The 15,147-nt window shown below is 71.4% G+C and carries 12 protein-coding genes and 3 tRNA genes; 8 read left to right on the top strand and 7 right to left on the bottom strand.

The features are described from left to right. Positions 1-22: 22 nt before the first annotated feature. Positions 23-1,927, top strand: coding sequence for a DNA primase (gene dnaG / locus ACZ6J5_RS04980; protein ID WP_469387698.1), 1,905 nt, complete (start codon positions 23-25; stop codon positions 1,925-1,927). Positions 1,928-2,022: 95 nt separating this feature from the next. Continuing rightward, on the top strand, positions 2,023-3,105 hold the full coding sequence (locus ACZ6J5_RS04975) for an RNA polymerase sigma factor (RefSeq protein ID WP_469388649.1): 1,083 nt from the start codon (positions 2,023-2,025) through the stop codon (positions 3,103-3,105). Between the two features lie 22 nt (positions 3,106-3,127). Here the strand turns inward: ACZ6J5_RS04975 and ACZ6J5_RS04970 are convergent, their stop codons facing one another. The 4 genes from ACZ6J5_RS04970 to ACZ6J5_RS04955 all read right to left on the bottom strand — a co-directional run bounded on the left by ACZ6J5_RS04970 (position 3,128) and on the right by ACZ6J5_RS04955 (position 8,675). Further along, complete coding sequence (locus ACZ6J5_RS04970; protein WP_469387696.1) at positions 3,128-5,053, bottom strand: ABC transporter ATP-binding protein; 1,926 nt, start codon at positions 5,051-5,053, stop codon at positions 3,128-3,130. After that, positions 5,053-6,786 carry an ABC transporter ATP-binding protein gene (locus tag ACZ6J5_RS04965; protein WP_469387695.1) on the bottom strand — a complete coding sequence of 578 codons (1,734 nt, stop codon included), beginning with the start codon at positions 6,784-6,786 and terminating at the stop codon, positions 5,053-5,055. Before ACZ6J5_RS04965 ends, ACZ6J5_RS04970 begins: the two co-directional genes overlap by 1 nt. Positions 6,787-6,913: 127 nt before the next feature. Then, positions 6,914-8,353: an FGGY family carbohydrate kinase gene (locus tag ACZ6J5_RS04960; RefSeq protein WP_469387693.1), complete on the bottom strand. Its 1,440-nt coding sequence runs from the start codon at positions 8,351-8,353 to the stop codon at positions 6,914-6,916. 37 nt (positions 8,354-8,390) lie between these two features. Continuing rightward, positions 8,391-8,675: a YtxH domain-containing protein gene (locus ACZ6J5_RS04955; protein WP_469387691.1), complete on the bottom strand. Its 285-nt coding sequence runs from the start codon at positions 8,673-8,675 to the stop codon at positions 8,391-8,393. Positions 8,676-8,812: 137 nt separating this feature from the next. On the opposite strand from ACZ6J5_RS04955, the gene ACZ6J5_RS04950 reads away from it, so the two are divergent. The 3 genes from ACZ6J5_RS04950 (at position 8,813) to ACZ6J5_RS04940 (ending at position 9,206) form a co-directional block, all read left to right on the top strand. Next, a tRNA-Asn gene (locus ACZ6J5_RS04950) sits at positions 8,813-8,885 on the top strand. Positions 8,886-8,890: 5 nt separating this feature from the next. Beyond that, positions 8,891-8,963: transfer RNA gene (locus ACZ6J5_RS04945), tRNA-Asn, on the top strand. A gap of 166 nt (positions 8,964-9,129) precedes the next feature. After that, positions 9,130-9,206: transfer RNA gene (locus ACZ6J5_RS04940), tRNA-Ile, on the top strand. Between the two features lie 125 nt (positions 9,207-9,331). Here ACZ6J5_RS04940 and ACZ6J5_RS04935 read toward each other — a convergent pair. The 3 genes from ACZ6J5_RS04935 to ACZ6J5_RS04925 all read right to left on the bottom strand — a co-directional run bounded on the left by ACZ6J5_RS04935 (position 9,332) and on the right by ACZ6J5_RS04925 (position 12,615). Beyond that, positions 9,332-9,829: a hypothetical protein gene (locus ACZ6J5_RS04935; protein WP_469387689.1), complete on the bottom strand. Its 498-nt coding sequence runs from the start codon at positions 9,827-9,829 to the stop codon at positions 9,332-9,334. A 45-nt stretch (positions 9,830-9,874) separates the two neighbouring features. Further along, entirely contained in the window at positions 9,875-11,932 is a 2,058-nt protein-coding gene (locus ACZ6J5_RS04930) for a phosphocholine-specific phospholipase C (RefSeq protein WP_469387687.1), read from the bottom strand. A gap of 266 nt (positions 11,933-12,198) precedes the next feature. After that, complete coding sequence (locus ACZ6J5_RS04925) at positions 12,199-12,615, bottom strand: organic hydroperoxide resistance protein (RefSeq protein WP_469387685.1); 417 nt, start codon at positions 12,613-12,615, stop codon at positions 12,199-12,201. Between the two features lie 117 nt (positions 12,616-12,732). Between ACZ6J5_RS04925 and ACZ6J5_RS04920 the strand changes: the two genes are divergently transcribed. The 3 genes from ACZ6J5_RS04920 to ACZ6J5_RS04910 all read left to right on the top strand — a co-directional run bounded on the left by ACZ6J5_RS04920 (position 12,733) and on the right by ACZ6J5_RS04910 (position 15,033). Then, the gene (locus ACZ6J5_RS04920; RefSeq protein WP_469387683.1) at positions 12,733-13,230 is read left to right on the top strand and encodes a MarR family winged helix-turn-helix transcriptional regulator; all 498 of its coding nucleotides are present in this window, start codon (positions 12,733-12,735) and stop codon (positions 13,228-13,230) included. Positions 13,231-13,339: 109 nt separating this feature from the next. Continuing rightward, positions 13,340-13,786 carry a GNAT family N-acetyltransferase gene (locus ACZ6J5_RS04915; protein ID WP_469387681.1) on the top strand — a complete coding sequence of 149 codons (447 nt, stop codon included), beginning with the start codon at positions 13,340-13,342 and terminating at the stop codon, positions 13,784-13,786. Further along, entirely contained in the window at positions 13,783-15,033 is a 1,251-nt protein-coding gene (locus ACZ6J5_RS04910) for an MFS transporter (protein WP_469387679.1), read from the top strand. Before ACZ6J5_RS04915 ends, ACZ6J5_RS04910 begins: the two co-directional genes overlap by 4 nt. Positions 15,034-15,147 lie beyond the last annotated feature (114 nt).

Here is a 15,147-nt window from a genome sequence, read left to right as displayed (position 1 = left end):
GCCGTCCCCGTAGAATTCACGCGTGGCAGGCAGGATCAACGATGACGACGTGAAGGCGGTACGGGACGCGGTCCCGATCGACGCCGTCGTGTCCGAGTACCTCCAGCTGCGCAACGCCGGCGGCGGGAACCTGAAGGGCCTGTGCCCCTTCCACGACGAGAAGTCGCCCTCCTTCCAGGTCAGCCCGAGCAAGGGACTCTTCCACTGCTTCGGCTGCCAGGAGGGCGGCGACACCATCGCCTTCGTGATGAAGATCGACCACCTCTCCTTCTCGGAGACGGTCGAGCGCCTCGCCGCCAAGGCGGGCATCACCCTGCGCTACGAGGAGGGCGGCTACAACCCCGGCCACCAGCGCGGCGAACGCACCCGCCTGGTCGAGGCCCACCAGGCCGCCGCCCGGTACTACGCCGAGCAACTCGGCTCCGCCGAGGCCGAGATCGGACGCCGCTTCCTCGCCGAGCGCGGCTTCGACCAGGCCGCCGCCGAGCACTTCGGCGTCGGCTACTCCCCGGCCGGCTGGGACCACCTCACCCGCTACCTGCGCGGCAAGGGCTTCACCGACCGCGAGCTGATCACCTCCGGCCTCTCCCAGGACGGCCGCCGCGGCCCCATCGACCGCTTCCGGGGCCGGCTCATGTGGCCGATCAAGGACGTCGGCGGCGACGTCGTCGGCTTCGGCGCCCGCAGGCTCCGCGACGACGACAACGGGCCCAAGTACCTCAACACGCCCGAGACGCCGATCTACAAGAAGTCCCAGGTGCTCTACGGCATCGACCTGGCCAAGAAGGACATCGCCAAGGTCAGCCGAGCCGTCGTCGTCGAGGGCTACACCGACGTCATGGCCTGCCACCTGGCCGGCGTCACCACCGCCATCGCCACCTGCGGCACCGCCTTCGGCGGCGACCACATCAAGATCCTCCGCCGGCTTCTGATGGACAACGGCTCGGCCCGCGTCATCTTCACCTTCGACGGCGACGCCGCCGGCCAGAAGGCCGCCCTGCGCGCCTTCGAGGACGACCAGAAGTTCGCCGCCGAGACGTACATCGCCATCGCCCCCGACGGCATGGACCCCTGCGACCTGCGCCTCGCCAAGGGCGACGACGCCGTCCGCGACCTCGCCGAGCCGCGCACCCCGCTCTTCGAGTTCGCCCTCCGCCAGATCGTGAGCCGCTACGACCTGGAGATCCCCTCCGGCCGGGCCGCCGCCCTCGACGAGGCCGCCCCGATCGTCGCCCGGATCAAGAACATCGCCTCCCAGCACGAGGTCGCCGTCCAGCTCGCCGGGATGCTCGGCATCCTCGACACCCAGTTCGTCGTCCGCCGGGTCGCCCAGATCGCCCGCTGGCAGCGCGGCGGCGGCAAGGGCACCGACCAGGCGGCCGGCCGGGGCGGCGCCCGAGGGCAGCGCACCTACGGCGAGGTCCAGGCCCCCGTCGCCCCCGCCGGGCCCGCGCTCAACCTGCGCAGCCCCGCCCACCGCACCGAGCGCGAACTGCTCAAGCTCGCCCTCCAGCGCCCCGAGCTGGTCTCCCCGGCCTTCGACGCCTACGGGATCGACGAGTTCACCGCCCCGCCCTACGCGGCCGTCCGCCAGTGCGTCCAGGACGCGGGCGGCGCCACCGACGCCCCCTCCGACTACCTCGACGCGGTCCGCGAGGCCGCCCCCGACGACACCGTCCGCGCCCTCGTCACCGAACTCGCCGTCGAGACGATCTTCGCCAGGACCGTCGACGAGGCCTACGCCGGCGACCAGCTCGTCACCGTCCGGCTGCGCGCCGTCGACCGGCGCATCCGCGACGTCCAGGGCACCCTGGCCCGGCTCGGCGCCCAGGGCGACCCCGCCAGGATCGCGGCCGTGCAGAACGAGCTGTGGGTCCTCACCCAGTACGGACAGTCCCTGCGCAACCAGGGCGCCGCCGCCCTCTGACGCACGGTCGGTCACGGCCCGGACTCAAAAAGTCACCGCACGCCCCTCGTGGCGGCGATGTGTCGTACCGCACACTGGGTGACGGTGCAGTCCCGCTGCCGTCACGCCCCCGAACCGGCAGCGATCACCCACCCTGGAGGTCGCCCCCCGTGCAGACCCAGACCGTCACCGTGTCCCAGGACCCCACCCCGGCCGAACTCGGCGCCGTCGAACGCGAGCACGCGGCCCCGCCCCAGCGGCGCCGCCGCGCCGACCCAGGCGCCGGCAGCCCCTCCTCCGACCTCTTCCGGCAGTACCTGCGCGAGATAGGCCGGGTACCGCTGCTCACCGCCGAGGAGGAGGTGGAGCTCGCCCGCCGGGTCGAGGCCGGACTCTTCGCCGAGGAGAAGCTGGCCCGCACCCCCGACCTGGACACCCGGCTGGCGCTCGACCTGGACCGGCTCGTGGTGCTCGGCCGGATCGCCAAGCGCCGCCTCATCGAGGCCAATCTGCGCCTCGTCGTCTCCGTCGCCAAGCGGTACGTCGGCCGGGGCCTGACCATGCTCGACCTGGTCCAGGAGGGCAATCTGGGCCTGATCCGCGCCGTCGAGAAGTTCGACTACGCGCGCGGCTACAAGTTCTCCACGTACGCGACCTGGTGGATCCGCCAGGCCATGTCCCGCGCTCTCGCCGACCAGGCCCGCACCATCCGCGTCCCGGTGCACGTCGTCGAGCTGATCAACCGGGTCGTCCGGGTCCAGCGCCGGATGCTCCAGGAGCGCGGCTACGAGCCCACCGCCGAGGAGGTCGCCGCCCAGCTCGACCTCGCGCCCGAACGGGTCGGCGAGGTGCTGCGGCTCGCCCAGGAGCCCGTCTCGCTGCACGCCCCCGTCGGCGAGGAGGAGGACGTCGCCCTCGGCGACCTCATCGAGGACGGCGACGCCGCGTCCCCCGTCGAGTCCGCAGCCTTCCTGCTGCTGCGCGAACACCTGGAGGCGGTGCTCTCCACCCTCGGCGAACGCGAACGCAAGGTCGTCCAGCTGCGCTACGGCCTCGACGACGGCAGGCCCCGCACCCTGGAGGAGATCGGACGGCTCTTCGGCGTGACGCGCGAACGCATCCGCCAGATCGAGTCCAAGACCCTCAACAAGCTGCGGGACCATGCCTACGCCGACCAGCTGCGCGGCTACCTCGACTGACCGTGACCGGCGGCCCGGTCCGTCAGTCGACCTCGGCGACCGCCTGCGCGAACTGCGCCGCGTACAGGCGCGCGTAGGCGCCGCCCGAGGCCAGCAGCTCCTCGTGCGTGCCCTGCTCCACGATCGAGCCGTTCTCCATCACCAGGATCACGTCCGCGTCCCGGATGGTGGAGAGCCGGTGCGCGATCACGAAGCTGGTCCGCCCGTGGGCGAGGCGCGCCATCGCCTTCTGGATCAGCACCTCGGTACGGGTGTCGACCGAGCTGGTCGCCTCGTCGAGGACCAGGATCACCGGGTCGGACAGGAACGCCCGCGCGATGGTGATCAGCTGCTTCTCGCCGGCGCTGACACCAGCCCCGTCGTCGTCGATGACGGTGTCGTAGCCCTGGGGCAGGGTGCGGATGAAGCGGTCCGCGTGGGCCGCCTTCGCCGCCTCCTCGATCTCCGCCCGGCTCACCTCGCGCGTGGTGCCGTACGCGATGTTCTCGGCGATGGTGCCGCCGAAGAGCCAGGTGTCCTGGAGGACCATGCCGATCCCGGCCCGCAGGTCCTCGCGGGACATCTTCGCGATGTCGACGCCGTCGAGGGTGATCCGGCCGCCGGTCACCTCGTAGAACCGCATCAGCAGGTTCACCAGCGTCGTCTTGCCGGCGCCCGTCGGGCCGACGATCGCGACCGTCTGGCCCGGATCCACCGCGAGCGACAGGTCCTCGATGAGCGGCTTGTCGGCCTCGTAGCGGAAGGACACGCCCTCCAGCGCGACCTTGCCCTTGAGGTCCACCGGCTTGTCGGTGACCGGCGCGTCCGGCGCCTGCTCCTCGGCGTCGAGCAGTTCGAAGATCCGCTCGGCCGAGGCGACCCCGGACTGCACCAGGTTCGCCATCGAGGCGACCTGGGTCAGCGGCATCGAGAACTGCCGGGAGTACTGGATGAAGGCCTGCACGTCGCCGATGGACAGGCTGCCGCTGGCCACCCGCAGACCGCCGACCACGGCCACCAGGACGTAGTTCAGGTTCGACACGAACAGCATCACCGGCTGCATCACGCCGCTGTTGAACTGCGCCTTGAACCCGGCCTCGTACAGCGCCTCGTTCTGCTCGTGGAAGTCCTTCCCGGACTCCTCCTGCCGGCCGAAGACCTTCACCAGCGTGTGGCCGGTGTACATCTCCTCGACATGGGCGTTGAGCTTGCCCGTGGACTTCCACTGCTGCACGAAGTGCGGCTGCGAACGCTTGCCGATCTTCGTGGCGACCACCACCGAGACCGGCACCGTCACCAGCGCCACCAGGGCGAGCAGCGGCGAGATCCAGAACATCATCACGAGCACGCCCACGATGGTCAGCAGCGAGTTGATCAGCTGGCCCATCGACTGCTGGAGCGTCTGCGAGATGTTGTCGATGTCGTTGGTCGCCCGGGACAGCACCTCACCGCGCTTGGCCTTGTCGAAGTACGACAGCGGCAGCCGCGCCAGCTTCGTCTGCACGTCCTCGCGCATCCGGTACACGGTCCGGTTGATCACCTTGATCGACATGCGGGTCGAGACCAGCATCAGCAGGCCGGCCAGCATGTACACGCCCAGCGTGATGCCGAGCACCTCGCCGACCGCCGTGAAGTCGATGCCGTGGCCGGGCGTGAAGTCCACCCCGCCCAGCATGTCCGCCATCCCGGAGTCGCCCTTCGCGCGCAGCGCGTCCAGGGCCTGCTGCTTCGTGGCGCCCTCGGGCATCTGCCGCCCGACCACGCCCGCGAAGATCAGGTCGGTCGCCTTGCCGAGGATCTTCGGCCCGACCACCGAGGCCGCCACCGACAGCACGCCGGCGACCAGCATCACCCAGAGCGAGCTCCGCTCCGGCGCGAGCTGCGCGAGCAGCCGCTTGCCGGAGCCCTTGAAGTCCATCGACTTGGAGTCGGGGCCCGCTCCGGCCATGGGCATACGTGGACCGGCCATCAGGCTGCCTCCGCCTCGGTCAGCTGGGAGAGCACGATCTCCCGGTACGTCTCGTTCTCCGCCATCAGCTCGTGGTGCCGTCCGGCGCCCACGACCCGGCCCTCGTCGAGCACCACGATCCGGTCGGCGTCCCGGATGGTCGACACCCGCTGGGCGACGATGACCACCGTCGCGTCGGAGGTCTCCTCGGAGAGCGCCGCCCGCAGCAGGGCGTCCGTCTCGTAGTCGAGCGCGGAGAAGGAATCGTCGAAGAGATAGATCTCGGGCCGCTGCACCAGCGTGCGGGCGATCGCGAGCCGCTGCCGCTGCCCGCCGGACACGTTCGTGCCGCCCTGCGCGATCGGCGCGTCCAGCCCCGCCTCCAGCTTCCGCACGAAGTCGGCCGCCTGGGCGACCTCCAGCGCGTGCCAGAGCTCCTCGTCGGTGGCGTCCGGCTTCCCGTACCGCAGGTTCGTCGCGACCGTCCCGGAGAACAGGTACGGCTTCTGCGGGACCAGGCTGACCGTCTTCGCCATCAGCTTCGGGTCCAGCTCGCGCACGTCCACGCCGTCGACGAGGACCTCGCCGCCGGTCACGTCGAACAGCCGGGGCACCAGCCCCAGCAGCGTCGACTTGCCGCTGCCGGTCGAGCCGATGATCGCGGTGGTCTCACCCGGCCGGGCGACCAGCCCGACGTCCTTGAGGACCGACTCCTCGGCGCCCGGGTACCGGAAGTCCGCGCTCCTGACCTCCAGGTGCCCGCGCCGCCCCAGCTCCGTCACCGGCGCGGCCGGCGGCACCACACTGGACTCGGTCCCGAGCACCTCCTCGATGCGCTCGGCGCACACCTCGGCGCGCGGCACCATCATGAACATGAAGGTGGCCATCATGACCGCCATCACGATCTGCATCAGATACGCGAGGAAGGCGGTCAGCGCGCCGATCTCCATCCCGCCGCTGTCGATGCGGTGCGCGCCGAACCAGACGACGGCGATCGACGACACGTTCACGACCGTCATCACGGTCGGGAACATCAGCGCCATCAGGCGCCCCGTCGACATCGACACCTCGGTCAGCTCGGCGTTGGAGCCCGCGAAGCGCTCGCGCTCGTAGTCGTCCTTCACGAAGGCGCGGATGACCCGGTTGCCGGTGATCTGCTCGCGCAGCACCCGGTTCACGGTGTCGAGGCGGGTCTGCATGGTGCGGAACAGCGGCCGCATCTTCCGCACGATCAGCGAGACGGCGATGCCGAGCACCGGCACCACGGCGAGCAGCACGGCCGACAGCGGCACGTCCTGGCCGAGCGCCATGATGATGCCGCCGACGCACATGATCGGCGCGGACACCATCAGGGTGAACGCCATCAGGACCAGCATCTGGACCTGCTGCACGTCATTGGTCGTACGGGTGATCAGCGAGGGCGCGCCGAACTGCCCGACCTCGCGGGAGGAGAAGGACTGCACCCGGTCGAAGACGGCGGCGCGCACGTCCCGCCCGAGCGCGGAGGCCGTGCGGGCACCGAAGTAGACGGCCCCCATGTTGCAGACGACCTGGATCACGGACACGCCGATCATCAGCGCGCCGAACCGCAGGATGTAGCCGGTGTCCCCGTTGACGACACCGTTGTCGATGATGTCGGCGTTCAGGGTCGGCAGGTAGAGCGTGGCGCTGGTCTGCAGCAGCTGGAGCACCACGAGCAGGGCGATCGGTTTTCGGTACGGCCGAAGGTGGGTTCGGAGGAGTCTTATGAGCACGGGTTCTACTATCGCCCGCACCGGTCCGGCGTTACGACTCGGTTTCCGGGCCCCACGGCAGCCCTGGCCAAGTCTTTACGAAGCGGAGGCCAGAGGTCCCGCCCCGGACGGGCCCAGGGCCCCGCCCTCACCCGCCGAAGGCCCCGGGGTGGATCTGCTCCCTCGTGGCGATGTACTGCTGCCGCACGGCCTGCCCGACGGCGAGCTCCTCGCCCGGCTCGAAGACCTGGGCGGCGGCGCCCTGCCAGGCCGGGGGAGCGGCCGGGGACAGCGTGCCCCGGGACACCCCGAGCGCCCAGGCGGCCTGCCGGGCGGCGCCCAGCGCCGCGTAGTCGGCGGGCTGGGGGACGACGACCTGCGCGCCGAACAGCGCGGGCGCGAGGGCCTGCACGGCGGGCAGCCCCGCGGCGGCGCCGAGCAGGAACACCCGGCGCACCTCGACGCCCCGGCCGCGCAGCACGTCCATGGCGTCGGCGAGGGAGCAGAGCATCCCCTCGAAGGCGGCGCGGGCCAGGTGCTCGGGCTTCATCGACTCGCGGCGCAGCCCGGAGAGGGTGCCGGCGGTGTGCGGCAGGCTCGGGGTGCGCTCGCCCTCCAGGTAGGGGAGCAGGACGAGGCCGGAGGAGCCGGGGGTGGACTTGAGGGCGAGCGCCGAGAGCTCGTCCAGCGATTCCGCGCCGAGCATCTCGGCGGTGCCGCGCAGCGCGCGCACGGCGTTCGAGGTGTGCACGACCGGCAGGTGCGTCCCGGCGGCGTCGGCGAAGGAGGTGATGGCGCCGGCCGGGTCGCTGAGCGCCTCGTGGTGGACGGCCATGACGGAGCCGGAGGCGCCGAGGGAGACGACGGCGTCGCCGGCGCCGAGCCCGAGCCCGAGCGCGGCGGCCATGGTCTCGCCGGTGCCGGCGGAGATGAGCAGCCCCTCGGGCGTGGTGCCGGCCGCCTCGGCGGGGCCGAGCACCTCGGGGAGCACGGCCTGGTGCCCGAGAGCCAGCTCGACGAGGTCGGGGCGGTAGGTGTTGCCTCGGGCGGACCAGTAGCCGGTGGCGGAGGCGGCGCCGCGGTCGGTGGTGCGGCGGGCGGGGCGGCCGAGGAGCTGCCAGACGAGCCAGTCGTGCGGCTGGAGCAGCATGGCGACGCGCTGGGCGTGCTCGGGCTCGGTGCGGGCGAGCCAGCGCAGCTTGGCGAGCGGGAGCCCGGAGTGCGGGACGACGCCGACGGCCTCGGCCCAGGCGGACCGGCCGCCGAGCGCCTCGACCAGGTCGGCGGCGGCGACCTGCGCCCGCTTGTCGTTGCCGACCAGCGCGGGCCGCACCAGGGCGCCCTGCGGGTCGAGCGGGACGAGGCCGTGCTGCTGCGCGGCGACCCCGATGGCCTCGACGCCTTCGAGCAGCCCGCCGGTGGCGGCCTCGCCGAGCGAGAGCAGCCAGGCCTGCGGGTCGACGTCGGGTGCCTTGGGGTCCACGGGGTGCGGGGCATGGCCCTGCCGCAGGACGGCACCCGTGTCGGCGTCACAGACGACGATGCGGGTGGAATCCGAAGAGCTGTCGAGTCCGGCGACTATCCCCATGACACATGATTCTGCCGTATGCGGGGCCCTGCCGGGGTCAGGTGTTGCTGGTCCCCCAGTCGTCCTCATCGAACGCGGAGAGCTGCCCGTTCCGCTCCCGCCGCGACCGGATCTTCTGCGCCTGGTCGCCGACGGCGTGCAGCGCCTTCCCGGCGGCCTCGCGCCCGGTCTGCGCGGCGGACTCGGCGGCGTTGCGCACGGCCGGGTTCTGCGCCACGGCCTGCGCGGACTTCTTCATCCGCTCGTACTGCTCGCGCCCGGCGCGGGTCCCGAGCACGAACCCGACGGCCAGTCCCGCGACGAAGATCAGCTTGTACCGCACGGCTGTGACCCTTCCCTGGAGCGCCCTGGGGATACCGATTGGCGGAGCACCCCCCTGCTTGCGCTAATCTATGTCTCGCAGCGAGCGACCGCCGCCTGGCAAGGCCAGTGGTGGATCCGTTCGTCGCAACGCAGCAATCCCCTGTAGCTCAATTGGCAGAGCAGCCGGCTGTTAACCGGCAGGTTACTGGTTCGAGTCCAGTCGGGGGAGCGCGATCCCCTGTAGCTCAATTGGCAGAGCATTCGGCTGTTAACCGGAGGGTTACTGGTTCGAGTCCAGTCGGGGGAGCAGAGCGGAAGAGGACCCTTCGGGGTCCTTTTTCGTTTCCCCGGGAACCACCGGCAGTGCCCCGGAGTCCTCTAGATCGAGCATGGCCGACCATCCGGAGCAGGAGATCGTATGAGCGGCTATGCTGCGGCAGACGGCGCGCACACTTGTACGCGCCGTGGTGTTCGGGGCGGTAGCTCAGCCGGTTAGAGCAGCGGACTCATAATCCGTCGGCCGTGGGTTCGAGTCCCACCCGCCCCACCACTGCCGTGGGCGCAGGAAGGTTTTGCCAGCCCTGCGTCCACGGTGCACCCCCGGCGACACGCGTCACGGCAGCGACACGCCGAGATCCCCCGAAAGCACGTACGGACGTGCCCCCGGAGCTCCCCTCACCCGCCCCCGACGGCGGTCAGGTGGTACGTCGTGTCGACCCGGAAGCCCTCCGCCGTCTCGCCGCTGATCTCCAGCACGTACTGCCCCGGAGCCAGCGGCGCGAGCCCCGCCCACAGCCCCCACGCCAGATGCATCCGCAGCCCCACCCGGAACGGGGGCGCGACGAACTCCTTCAGCGGAAGCGGAACCCCGTTGAGGTGCGCCGTCGCCCGCGTGACGTCGAGGCTCATCGCCTTCCGCGAGAACATCTTGCTGTGCTGCATGTTGAGCACAGGGAAGAACACCCGCCGCCCCGCAGGGAGTTCGCAGCGCCGCACGACGCGGCCGCCGTAGGTACCGGCGAGGAACCACAGGTCCTCCGGCTGCTGCCAGCCCGCGTGCTCCCCGGTCTCGTCCGCCACCGGGCTGACCTCGTCGGGCGCCGACAGGGCCCACTGCCACCAGCGGGCGGCGAGCACGCCGCCCGCCTCATCGGATATCTGCCATTCGCTCACGGCGAGACACCCTACGGGGTCGGGCGGCGTGTCCGGCGAGCCGAATCAGTACGTCAGGATCCCCGGGTCCGAGACGCCCGCCGTGCCCGTCTCCACGTGGCCCGCGAGGCGGCGGAGGTAGTCCGTGTTCGACGGGGTCGTGATCGTCACGTCGTACCAGCGGGCGGACGCCGTCAGGTCCAGGGTGCGGGTGACCGTCGAGTTCTTCGGGACCGTCACCGTCTGCGGCCCGCCCGCGTACGCGTTGACGAGGGTCAGGGTCGTGTCCGTCGGGGTCGGGTTGGTGAGGGTGAGGTCCAGGTTGCCCGTCGTGCCGTTGTGGCGGGCCGTGACCTCCGTGACCGCCGTCTTGCCGGGGGAGCGGAAGCGGCGGAGGAAGCCGTTCGGGCCGTGGACGGTGAGGTCGGTCAGGGTCTTGGAGTACTTGGTGTTCCAGGTGTCCGAGATCGACTTCGACGCCTCCGTCGTGTACGTCCACGGGACGTCCGTGCGGTTCGCCGACGTCACGTAGAACTGCGCGCCCGCCGACGGGCCGCCGCTGAAGGTCAGGCGGTACGTGCCCGCCGACACGTCCGCCGCGCCGTCCACGTACGGGGCGTACTTCAGGGGGCGGGTGGGCTTCGTGCCCGGCTCCTGGCGGGGCATCGTGCCGACCGCCGGGGCGGTGGCCAGGAAGTCGGAGTGGCGGTTCTTGTCCGGCGGGTAGTACGCGGCGGTGGGCGGGAGGGACGGCTGCTGCGTCTGCGTGCGGGTGAAGTCGAACGCCGCCGTCAGGTCGCCGCAGACCGCGCGGCGCCACGGGCTGATGTTGGGCTCGCGGACGCCGAAGCGGGTCTCCATGAAGCGGATCACCGACGTGTGGTCGAAGGTCTCCGAGCAGGTGTAGCCGCCGGTGGACCAGGGGGAGACGACGATCATCGGGACGCGCGGGCCCAGGCCGTAGGGGCCGGCCGCGTAGCCCGTCTTGCCGCCGAAGTAGTCGAGGGCGGTGGCGGTGGTCGAGAGGCCCTGTGCCGTCGAGCCCGGCGCGTACGGCGGGACCACGTGGTCGAAGAAGCCGTCGTTCTCGTCGTACGTGATGAACAGCGCCGTCTTCGCCCAGACGTCCGGGTTCGAGGTCAGCGCGTCCAGCACCTGCGACACGTACCAGGCGCCGTAGTTCGAGGGCCAGTTGGCGTGCTCCGAGAACGCCTCGGGGGCCGCGATCCAGGAGATCTGCGGGAGCGTGCCCGCCTTCACGTCGGCGCGGAGCCTGTCGAAGTAGCCCTCGCCCGCCTTCGCGTTGGTGCCCGTGCGGGCCTTGTCGTAGAGCGGGTTGCCCGGCTGCGCGTTGCGGTAGGTGTTGAAGTAGAGGAGGGAGTTGTCGCCGTAGTTGCCTCGGAAGGCGTCGTTGATCCAGCCCCAGGAGCCCGCCGCGTTCAGGCCGTCGCCGATGTCCTGGTAGATCTTCCAGGAGACCCCGGCCGACTGGAGGCGCTCCGGGTAGGTCGTCCAGCCGTAGCCCGCCTCGGCGTTGTTGAGGACCGGGCCGCCGCCCGTGCCGTCGTTGCCGACGTATCCCGTCCACATGTAGTAGCGGTTCGGGTCGGTCGCCCCGATGAACGAACAGTGGTACGCGTCGCAGATCGTGAACGCGTCCGCCAGCGCGTAGTGGAACGGGATGTCCTCGCGGGTCAGGTAGGCCATCGTGGCCTTGGTCTTGGCGGGGATCCAGTTGTCGTACTTGCCCTTGTTGAAGGCGCTCTGGCCGCCCTGCCAGTCGTGGTTGAGGCCCTGGAGGTACTCCATGCCCAGCTTGTCGCTGGTCGGCCGGAACGGCAGGGTCACCTTGCTGCCGTCCGACTGGTTCCACACCGACTTGCCGCTGGGCAGCGTCACCGGGCGCGGGTCGCCGAAGCCCCGTACGCCCTTCATCGCACCGAAATAGTGATCGAAGGAACGATTCTCCTGCATCAGGACCACGATGTGCTCGATGTCCTGGATCGTGCCGGTCGTGCCCTGCGCCGGGATGGCGGCGGCCCGGGCGATGCTGTCCGACAGCATGGTGAACGCGGCGGTGCCGCCCGCGAGTTGCAGGAAGCGGCGGCGGTTGAGGTCGGCCATGGGGCGATGTCCTCCGGGGGTGGGGGCGAGCGGTGGGGGTGCGGGCGCGGAGCCGGCGGGCCGGCTCACGGGCGCCCCAAGGAGAGCGCCCCCGAGCCACCGCCCGGCGGCCGTCCCATGACTGCCCGCCGTACGGCAGGCGAATCCCCCGTGACCCCACAGGAACCCCCATACGCGAACGCCCCCCATGCGCGAAAAGCGCACAGGGGGCGTTCAGTTACGCACAGGGGTGCGTGCGGGGCCTCGGCCGCCGCGCCGTCGCGGTCCTACTCGACGACCAGCTCGACCTTGATGTTGCCCCGCGTCGCCTTCGAGTACGGGCAGAACGCGTGGGTCTTCTCCAGGAGCGCCGCGCCCGCCTCGCCCTGCAGGTGGTCCGGGAACTCCGCGCGCATCACGACCGCGAGCCCGAAGCCGCCGTCCGCCGGGTCCTTGCCGATCGAGACCTCGGCGGTGATGGAGGCATCCGCGATGTCGATCTTCTCCTGGCGCGCCACCACGCCCATCGCGCTCGCGAAGCAGGCCGCGTAGCCGGCGGCGAAGAGCTGCTCCGGGTTGGTGCCCTGACCGTTGCCGCCGAGGGCAGCCGGGTGGGCGAGGGGGAGGTCCAGGTGGCCGTCGGAGCTGACGGCGCGGCCCTCGCGGCCGTTGGCGGTGGCGACTGCGGTGTAGATCGCGTCCATGGGTGTTCCCGTCCGTTCTGTCCAGGGCTTCGGTGTGCTGCCTCCATATTTGTAGCGCGCTATTCAGTTGTGCACAACTTAATCGCGTGTGATCGGCGTCTCCCGTATCCTGGCTCCATGGACGGACGCACCGCCGACGCACCCGCCGCCGAGGACTTCCTGCGGCTCGACAACCAGATCTGCTTCTCCCTGCACGCCGCCACCCGCGCCTTCAACGGCGTCTACCGGGGCGCGCTCAAGGAGCTCGGGCTCACCTACCCCCAGTACCTGGTGATGCTCGTCCTCTGGGAGCACGGCGAGCTGCCCGTCAAGGGCATCGGGGAGCGGCTCCGGCTCGACTCCGGGACCCTGTCCCCGCTGCTCAAGCGGCTGGAGGCGGCCGGTCACGTCGAGCGCCGGCGCAGCCCCGAGGACGAGCGTTCCGTCGCCGTGCGGCTCACCGCCGAGGGGGCCGCACTGCGCGAGCGGGCCCTCGCCGTGCCGCGCCGCATCGCCGCCGCCACCGGCCTGGAGCTGGACGAGCTCGTCGGGCTGCGGGAGCGGCTGAACGCGCTCGCCGCCCGCCTCGACGCGGTCGACCCGGACCGGCTCGCGGAGTGCGTGGACGAGCGATAGAGGACCCGGGTCGCGGGCGGCGTGGGGTGCCGGGCCCCACTCGGGCCGCCCGTGTATCCGTCACATAAATGTAAGGATCGGTTTACGTGTTCGGTCCTATACTCCCTCCATGGTCGACATCACCCTCAGACGCGCCACCGCGGACGACGCCAAGCGCCTCACCCAGATCGTCCGCAAGTCCGGCGCCTACCGGGGCGACTACGCCGCCATGGTCGACGGCTACGTCGTCGGCGCCACCTACATCGAGCACCACCCCGTCTACGCCGCCGTCGACCCGCACGGCAAGGTGCTCGGCTTCTACGCCCTGCTCCTCGACGAGGCCGAACTCGACCTCGCCTTCGTCGTCGACGAGGCCCAGGGCCTCGGCGTCGGACGGCTGCTGATCGGGCACATGGTGGAGCAGGCCCGCGCCGCCGGACTCGACGGCGTCCGGGTCGTCGCCCACCCGCCCGCCGAGGAGTTCTACCTCCGCACCGGCGCCCGCCGCACCGGCATCATCCCGCCCGGCGGCCGGATCCACTGGGCCAGGCCCGAGCTCCGGTTCGACGTCGCGTGAGCGCCGTGCAGGCGCCCGAGAAGCGCCGGGTCTTCGCCGACCTGACCCCGCTGCGCACCTCCGTCCACTACCGCCGCCTCTGGTTCGGCAACAGCGTCACCTGGGTCGGCCAGGGCATGACGACCCTCGCCATCTCCCTCCAGGTCTACGACATCACCCGCTCGCCGTTCTCGGTCGGCCTGGTCGGGCTCTTCTCCCTCGTCCCGCTCGTCGTCTTCGGCCTGTACGGCGGCGCCGTCGCCGACACCGTCGACCGGCGCAAGCTCGGCCTCGCCTCGGCCGGCGGCTCCGCGCTGCTCTCCGCCGCCCTCGCCGCGGCGGCCTTCGCCGGCTTCCACGCCGTCTGGTTCCTGTACGGGATCGTCGCCCTCCAGGCCGTGTGCGCCGCGCTCAACGCGCCCGCCCGCAGCTCGATGATCCCCCGGCTGCTCCCCGCCGAGCAGCTGCGCGCCGCCAACGCGCTCAACTCCATGACGATGACCTTCGGCACGCTCGTCGGACCCAGCCTCGGCGGCCTCATCGTCGGCCTGGCCGGCTACCAGGCCGCGTACACCATCGACGTCGTCGCCTTCACCGCCTCCCTGTACGCGATGTGGCGGCTGCCCTCGATGCTGCCGGACCGCGAGGGCACCGAGCGGGCCTCCGTCCTGGACGGGCTGCGCTTCCTCGCCACCCGCCCCAACCTGCGCATGACCTTCTTCTCCGACTTCTGCGCGATGATCCTCGCCCACCCCCGGGCGCTCTTCCCGGCCGTCGCCGTCCTCTGGTACGACGGCGACGCCCGCACCACCGGACTCCTGGTCGCCGCACCGGCGTTCGGCGCGCTGCTCGGCGGGGTGCTCTCCGGCTGGCAGGGCCGGATCCGCCACCACGGGCAGGCGATCCTGCTCTCCGTGGCGGCCTGGGGCACCGCCATCGCCGCCTTCGGCCTCACCCGCGAACTCTGGCTCGGCCTGCTGCTGCTCGCCGTCGCCGGCTACTCCGACACCGTCTCGATGATCTTCCGTAACACGATGATGCAGGTCGCCGCCCCGGACGAGATGCGCGGGCGGCTCCAGGGGGTGTTCATCGTGGTCGTCGCGGGCGGACCCCGGCTCGGCGACTTCCTCGCCGGGTCCGTCGCCGACCTCAGCTCCCCGGCCGTGGCCATCACCGGCGGCGGCCTCGCCTGCGTCCTCGCGATCGGCCTCCTCGCCCTGTACGGGAAGGGCTTCCGGCGGTACGACGCCGAGCACCCCACCGCCTGAACGCGGCCCGCGCCGCTGGCGGTTGACCGCCACGGCGCATAGCCGCCAGTCGTCACGGGAGTCAACTCCCGCACCGCTGACCAGACTCCACGCGACGCCCGGAACCACCTCTTC

This window comes from Streptomyces sp. NPDC042100 (assembly GCF_055582325.1).
This window is presented reverse-complemented; position numbering and strand designations above follow the sequence as displayed.

Excerpts from the sequence above, each read along its gene's own strand:
- ACZ6J5_RS04970 (WP_469387696.1), bottom strand. The coding sequence starts at position 5,053 with ATGGCCGGTCCACGTATGCCCATGGCCGGAGCGGGCCCCGACTCCAAG.
- ACZ6J5_RS04960 (WP_469387693.1), bottom strand. The coding sequence starts at position 8,353 with ATGGGGATAGTCGCCGGACTCGACAGCTCTTCGGATTCCACCCGCATC.
- ACZ6J5_RS04930 (WP_469387687.1), bottom strand. The coding sequence starts at position 11,932 with ATGGCCGACCTCAACCGCCGCCGCTTCCTGCAACTCGCGGGCGGCACC.
- ACZ6J5_RS04925 (WP_469387685.1), bottom strand. The coding sequence starts at position 12,615 with ATGGACGCGATCTACACCGCAGTCGCCACCGCCAACGGCCGCGAGGGC.
- ACZ6J5_RS04920 (WP_469387683.1), top strand. The coding sequence starts at position 12,733 with ATGGACGGACGCACCGCCGACGCACCCGCCGCCGAGGACTTCCTGCGG.
- ACZ6J5_RS04915 (WP_469387681.1), top strand. The coding sequence starts at position 13,340 with ATGGTCGACATCACCCTCAGACGCGCCACCGCGGACGACGCCAAGCGC.